The 4947-nt window shown below is 72.8% G+C and carries 6 protein-coding genes and 1 pseudogene; 5 read left to right on the top strand and 2 right to left on the bottom strand.

Translation table 11 applies throughout. The features are described 5' to 3' along the window. Positions 1–63: 63 nt before the first annotated feature. Positions 64–762 (bottom strand): cell division ATP-binding protein FtsE, encoded by a 699-nt coding sequence (gene ftsE / locus AC3WLN_RS23590; RefSeq protein WP_181259686.1) that lies wholly within the window; start codon positions 760–762, stop codon positions 64–66. Between the two features lie 181 nt (positions 763–943). On the opposite strand from ftsE, the gene AC3WLN_RS23585 reads away from it, so the two are divergent. The 5 genes from AC3WLN_RS23585 (at position 944) to AC3WLN_RS23565 (ending at position 4278) form a co-directional block, all read left to right on the top strand. Then, positions 944–1747: a zinc-ribbon domain-containing protein gene (locus tag AC3WLN_RS23585; RefSeq protein WP_492485352.1), complete on the top strand. Its 804-nt coding sequence runs from the start codon at positions 944–946 to the stop codon at positions 1745–1747. Between the two features lie 12 nt (positions 1748–1759). Continuing rightward, a complete protein-coding gene (hpt, locus tag AC3WLN_RS23580; protein ID WP_463771737.1) occupies positions 1760–2353 on the top strand; it encodes a hypoxanthine phosphoribosyltransferase in 594 nt (197 codons plus the stop codon). Between the two features lie 158 nt (positions 2354–2511). After that, complete coding sequence (locus tag AC3WLN_RS23575) at positions 2512–2877, top strand: response regulator (protein WP_055946868.1); 366 nt, start codon at positions 2512–2514, stop codon at positions 2875–2877. Positions 2878–2915: 38 nt separating this feature from the next. Next, positions 2916–3980: a cysteine synthase A gene (locus tag AC3WLN_RS23570; protein WP_492485350.1), complete on the top strand. Its 1065-nt coding sequence runs from the start codon at positions 2916–2918 to the stop codon at positions 3978–3980. 142 nt (positions 3981–4122) lie between these two features. After that, a complete protein-coding gene (locus tag AC3WLN_RS23565; protein ID WP_103708171.1) occupies positions 4123–4278 on the top strand; it encodes a DUF3309 domain-containing protein in 156 nt (51 codons plus the stop codon). A gap of 10 nt (positions 4279–4288) precedes the next feature. On the opposite strand, the pseudogene AC3WLN_RS23560 reads toward AC3WLN_RS23565, so the two are convergent. Next, positions 4289–4947: pseudogene (locus AC3WLN_RS23560) on the bottom strand (serine protease); the annotation flags it as partial.

Raw genomic sequence — 4947 nt, 5'->3', positions numbered from 1 at the left:
GCCGATCGTCGGCGCGGGCGGGCGCGCGGTTCGGCGCGGCGGGGGGCGTGCCGGTCTCGCCCATCATGCCTCGACCGTCAGGCGTCCGTCGCCGAGGACGAAGCGCCGGGCATCGACGAGGTCCATCAGGGCGAAGTCGTGGGTGGCGATGAGCACGGAGGTGCCCAGCCGGTTGAGTTCGATGAACAGGCGCAGCAGGCGCCGGCCGAGGCCGGGGTCGACGTTGCCGGTGGGCTCGTCGGCCAGCAGCAGCTCCGGCCGGGCGATGAGCGCGCGGGCGATGGCGGCGCGCTGCTTCTCGCCGCCCGAGAGCAGGGGCGGCAGCACGTGCATCCGTTCCCCGAGCCCGACCCAGCGGAGGAGCTCGACGACCTCGGCCCGGTAGCTCGTCTCCGACCGGCCCTGGACGCGCAGGGGCAGCGCCACGTTCTCGTAGGTGGTGAGGTGGTCGAGCAGGCGGAAATCCTGGAAGACCACGCCCATGCGCCGGCGCAGGCCGGTCAGCGCCTCGCTGGAGATGTCGCTGACCTCCTCGCCGAAGACCGAGACGAGGCCGCGCGTCGGGCGCACCGACAGGAGGATCAGGCGCAGCAGGGTGGTCTTGCCCGCGCCGGACGGTCCCGTGAGGAACTGGAACGAGCGCGGCGCGATCTGGAAGCTGACGTCGCTCAGCACCTCCGGCCCGAGGCCGTAGCGCATGCCGACGCTCTCGAACTGGACCACCGGCTCTTCCGCCCCGGAGAGGAGCGACTGCGTGTTCACCCGATCCGCCACGATCCCCCCAAGGTCCTGCCCTCCGAAGTCCGATCTCTCGCGACGGCCCCGCGCATGCCGGTTACAGGCCGCCCGCTTCACGGACGGTTAACCGTGTTGGCCGAGAACCGTTTGAGTCTTTTTGCCCCCGTCGGCAACCGTCCATCGAGATCCGAGGCACACGGACGCCATGCTGATCGTCTGCCCGTCCTGTGCCAGCGAGTACGAGATCGACATCGACCGCGTCGGCGCGGACGGGCGCTCGGTGCGCTGCGCGGCCTGCCGCGAGACCTGGTTCATCTCCCCCGACGACGTCTCGGCCGCCCTCGAAGCCGAGATGACCGCCGCCATGATGGCCGCCTCCGAGCTCCCGCCCGACGCGGCGCAGAGCCGCGCCTCGGCCCAGGCCGATCTCGATGCCTGGGAATCGGCCCTGGCCGCCGAGCCGGAGCCGGCCCCGCCGCCCGAGGCGCCGCGCCCGCGGGCCGGGACGAAGCCCGCTAAGCCCAGGCGCAAGGGGTTCCCCCTGGCCTCGCCCGGCGCCGCCCTCGGTCTCGCCGTGGTGGGCGGGCTGGGCCTCGCCGTCCTCGGGCGCGCCACGGTGGTGCGGGCGATGCCCCAGAGCGCCGGGCTCTATGCCCGCGTCGGGCTCCCGGTGAACCTGCGCGGCATCGCGTTCCGCGACGTCGTGGCGTTCCAGAGCCCGGGCGAGGGCGCCCAGGGGCAGCTCGTGGTGGAAGGCGACCTCGTCGGGGTCGCCGCCGAGGCCGACGTGCCGCCGATCGAGGTGGAGGTCCGGGACGGGCGCGACCAGCCGCTCTATCGCTGGCGCATCGCGCCCCCGCGCCCGTCCCTGGAGCGGAGCGAGACCGCGCGGTTCCGGGCGAGCCTGTCGGCGCCGCCGGCGCAGGGCCGCTCGGTGCGCGTGAACTTCGCCGCCCCGGAGGCGGGCGAGACCGGTTCGAAGGCCGATGCCAGCGCGCCGGCCCCGTGATATGGAATGCGGATGAGCAGCACGTCCCCCAACCCCTCCCCGAGCACCTCCCGACGCGTCCGCGTTCTCTTCGACGAAACCGCCATCGCCCGGCGCACCGAGGAACTCGCGGCCGCCATCGCGGCCGCCAACCCCGAGAATCTCCTCGTGGTGGCGGTGCTCAAGGGCAGCTTCATGTTCGCCGCCGACCTCCTGCGGGCCCTGCACCGGGTCGGCCTGGAGCCGCAGGCCGAGTTCGTCCACCTGTCGAGCTACCGCACCGCCACGGTCTCCTCGGGGCAGGTCGAGATCCTGCGCGACGTGGAGAGCGAGGTGCGCGGGCGCGACGTGCTCCTCGTCGACGACATCCTCGAATCGGGCCGCACCATCGTGTTCGCCAAGGACCTGCTGATGGCGCGGGGCGCCAAGCGGGTGCTCACCGCCGTGCTCCTGGAGAAGCCGGGCAAGCGCGCCGTGACGATCGACGCGGATTTCGTCGGCTTCACCTGTCCGGACGTGTTCGTCGTCGGCTACGGCATGGATGTCGCCCATGCCTACCGCCAGCTGCCCTTCGTCGGCCTCGTCGATTACGAGAGCCGCGAGCCGGATCTGTTCGGCGGCACCTGAGTGCAGCCTGCCGCGGGGGCCGAAACCTGCGGCGCACACGAACAATGTGAAACGATTCGGCCCTTAAAGGGCTTGCTGTGTCCGACGATCCCTTGACAGGGCGCGTCGGCGCTTGCGTGACTGAGCGCACGGACCCGACAGAGAGACACAGACGCACGATGGCCCGCATCCTCCTGGTGGATGACGAAGAGACGGTGCGGGGCTTCCTCAAGCGGGGCCTTGAGATCGACGGCCATGCCGTGGTCACGGCCACCGACGGCAGCGACGGTCTCGACCGGCTGACCGAGGCGGACGGCGCGTTCGACCTCATGCTCACCGACATCCGGATGCCGCTGATGGACGGCATCGCCCTGGCGCTGGCGGCCAAGCGCGACTTTCCCAACCTCACCATCCTGCTGATGACCGGCTTCGCCGACCAGCGCGAGCGCGCGCGCGGCCTCGATGCCATCGTGACGGACGTGCTGACGAAGCCGTTCTCGCTGGCCGACCTGCGCTCCACGGTGAACCGGGCGCTCGCCGCCTGAGGCACCCCGTCCGCCGCCTCTCTCTCGGAGTCCCGCGCATGAGCGTCCACGCCGATCGACATCTGCCCGACCATTCCCTGCCCGACATCCTCTCGGCCATCGGCGCCACGCCGCTGATCCGCCTGGCACGCGCCTCGGAGGAGACCGGCTGCACCATCCTGGGCAAGGCCGAGTTCCTGAATCCCGGCCTCTCGGTGAAGGACCGGGCGGCGCTGTCCATCGTGCGCGACGCCGAGGCCCGGGGCGCCATCCGGCCCGGCGGCACCATCGTGGAGGGCACGGCCGGCAACACCGGCATCGGCTTGGCTCTCGTCGCCTCGGTGCGCGGCTACCGCACGGTGATCGTGATCCCGGAGACGCAGTCGGCCGAGAAGAAGGAAACCCTGCGCCTGGCCGGCGCCCACCTCGTCGAGGTCCCGGCGGTGCCGTTCGCGAACCCCGACAACTACGTCCACGCCGCCCGCCGGCTGGCCGAGCGCCTGGCCGAGACCGAGCCGTCCGGCGCCTTCTTCGCCGACCAGTTCGACAACGTCGCCAACCGGCGGGCGCATGTGGAGACGACGGGCCCGGAGATCCTGGCGGCGACCGGCGGCGCCGTCGACGGCTTCATCTGCGCGGCCGGGACCGGCGGTACCCTCGCGGGGACCGCCGAGGCCCTGCGCGCCGCGCGGCCCGGCGTGCGGATCGGCCTCGCCGACCCGGAGGGCTCGGCGCTGCACGCCCACTACACCACCGGCACCCTGAAGGCCGAGGGCTCCTCGATCACGGAAGGCATCGGCCAGGGTCGGATCACCCGCAACCTCGCGGGCTTCACCCCGGACGTCTCCTTCCGGATTCCCGACGGCGAGGCCCTCGACATCGTCTTCCGGCTGATGCGCGAGGAGGGCCTCAGCCTCGGCGGCTCGTCCGGCATCAACGTCGCCGGGGCGATCCGGCTCGCCCGGGAGCTCGGGCCGGGGCACACCATCGTGACCATCCTGTGCGACGGCGCGGCCCGCTACGCCTCGAAGCTGTTCAACCCCGCTTTCCTGTCCGAGCGCGGCCTGCCGGTGCCGTCCTGGCTCGGTGCCGCGTCCGCATCCCTGCCGGATTGGCGGGCCTGAAGCCGGGACGGCGAGGAACGCGGCAAAAAACCTTTGCTTCGTGGGATTATGCCGCACGGACCGTTGAACGGAATCGCCACGGCGACGTTTGTACGGTCAAGCTCAAGCAATTCCGGTTGGGCGCGTGACGGAGTTCCCATCCATGACCCTGACCACCATCCTCCTCATCCTCCTGATCCTGATCGTCCTCGGCGGCGGCAACTTCCTCGGCGGCGGCGCCTATCGCGGTCCGAGCTTCGGCCTCGGCGGCCTGCTCGTCATCATCCTGATCGTGCTCCTCGTCACCGGGCGAATCTGACGGTTCCCCCTCAGGGCTGGCACGCGATCGGCACCACCGCGCCCGCCAGGGTCGCGGCGGCCGCGCCGAGCGTGCCGGCCTCTCTCTGGGGCGCCGTCCGCAGGCCGGCCGCCCCGAGGAAGCCCGCCAGGGTCGCCGCCGGCACCAGGCCGTAGCGCGCCGGAGGCAGGATCCCCGCCACAAGGCGGGGGCGTGACGGCACCGTCGCGACCAGCCCCGCGAGCGCGCCCGAGCGGTCGAGGACCGGGGCGCCTCCCCCACCGGGCTGGAGCGGGGCCGCGATGCGGGTGTTTCCCGCCGCTTCTCCCCGAATCGCCTCTCCTAAGATCGCCTCGCCCGGCGCCACGGCGACGCTACCCTCCGCATCGACGGCGAGGGCCGCCACCGCCTCGCTCTCGGCGAGGGCATGTCCGCGAACGGACGGTGTGATCGCGGCCCGGCCCGGGAGGGCGCCGGTCTCCAGAATCAGAAGTTCGGCCGTGGCGCCGGCACCGGTCCGCGCCGGCTGGCCCGCGACCAGGGGCGCCCGGCAGCCGGACAGGGCCGCGGCACTGGTCAGGACGCGCCCGGGCGCCACGAGGAGGCCTGTCGCGGCCGGTGCCGCGCGCAGGCTCGGCACGGGGGGCGGCGTCGGGGCCGGGACGGCGGTCGCGACCGGCGCCGCGGCGG

The organism is Methylobacterium sp. FW306-05-D, assembly GCF_058782155.1.
Note: the sequence above shows the minus strand (reverse complement) of the source record. Positions and strands in the feature narration are given on the sequence as shown.

Excerpts from the sequence above, each read along its gene's own strand:
- hpt (WP_463771737.1), top strand. The coding sequence starts at position 1,760 with ATGAGCAGCACGTCCCCCAACCCCTCCCCGAGCACCTCCCGACGCGTC.
- AC3WLN_RS23575 (WP_055946868.1), top strand. The coding sequence starts at position 2,512 with ATGGCCCGCATCCTCCTGGTGGATGACGAAGAGACGGTGCGGGGCTTC.
- AC3WLN_RS23585 (WP_492485352.1), top strand. The coding sequence starts at position 944 with ATGCTGATCGTCTGCCCGTCCTGTGCCAGCGAGTACGAGATCGACATC.
- AC3WLN_RS23570 (WP_492485350.1), top strand. The coding sequence starts at position 2,916 with ATGAGCGTCCACGCCGATCGACATCTGCCCGACCATTCCCTGCCCGAC.
- AC3WLN_RS23565 (WP_103708171.1), top strand. The coding sequence starts at position 4,123 with ATGACCCTGACCACCATCCTCCTCATCCTCCTGATCCTGATCGTCCTC.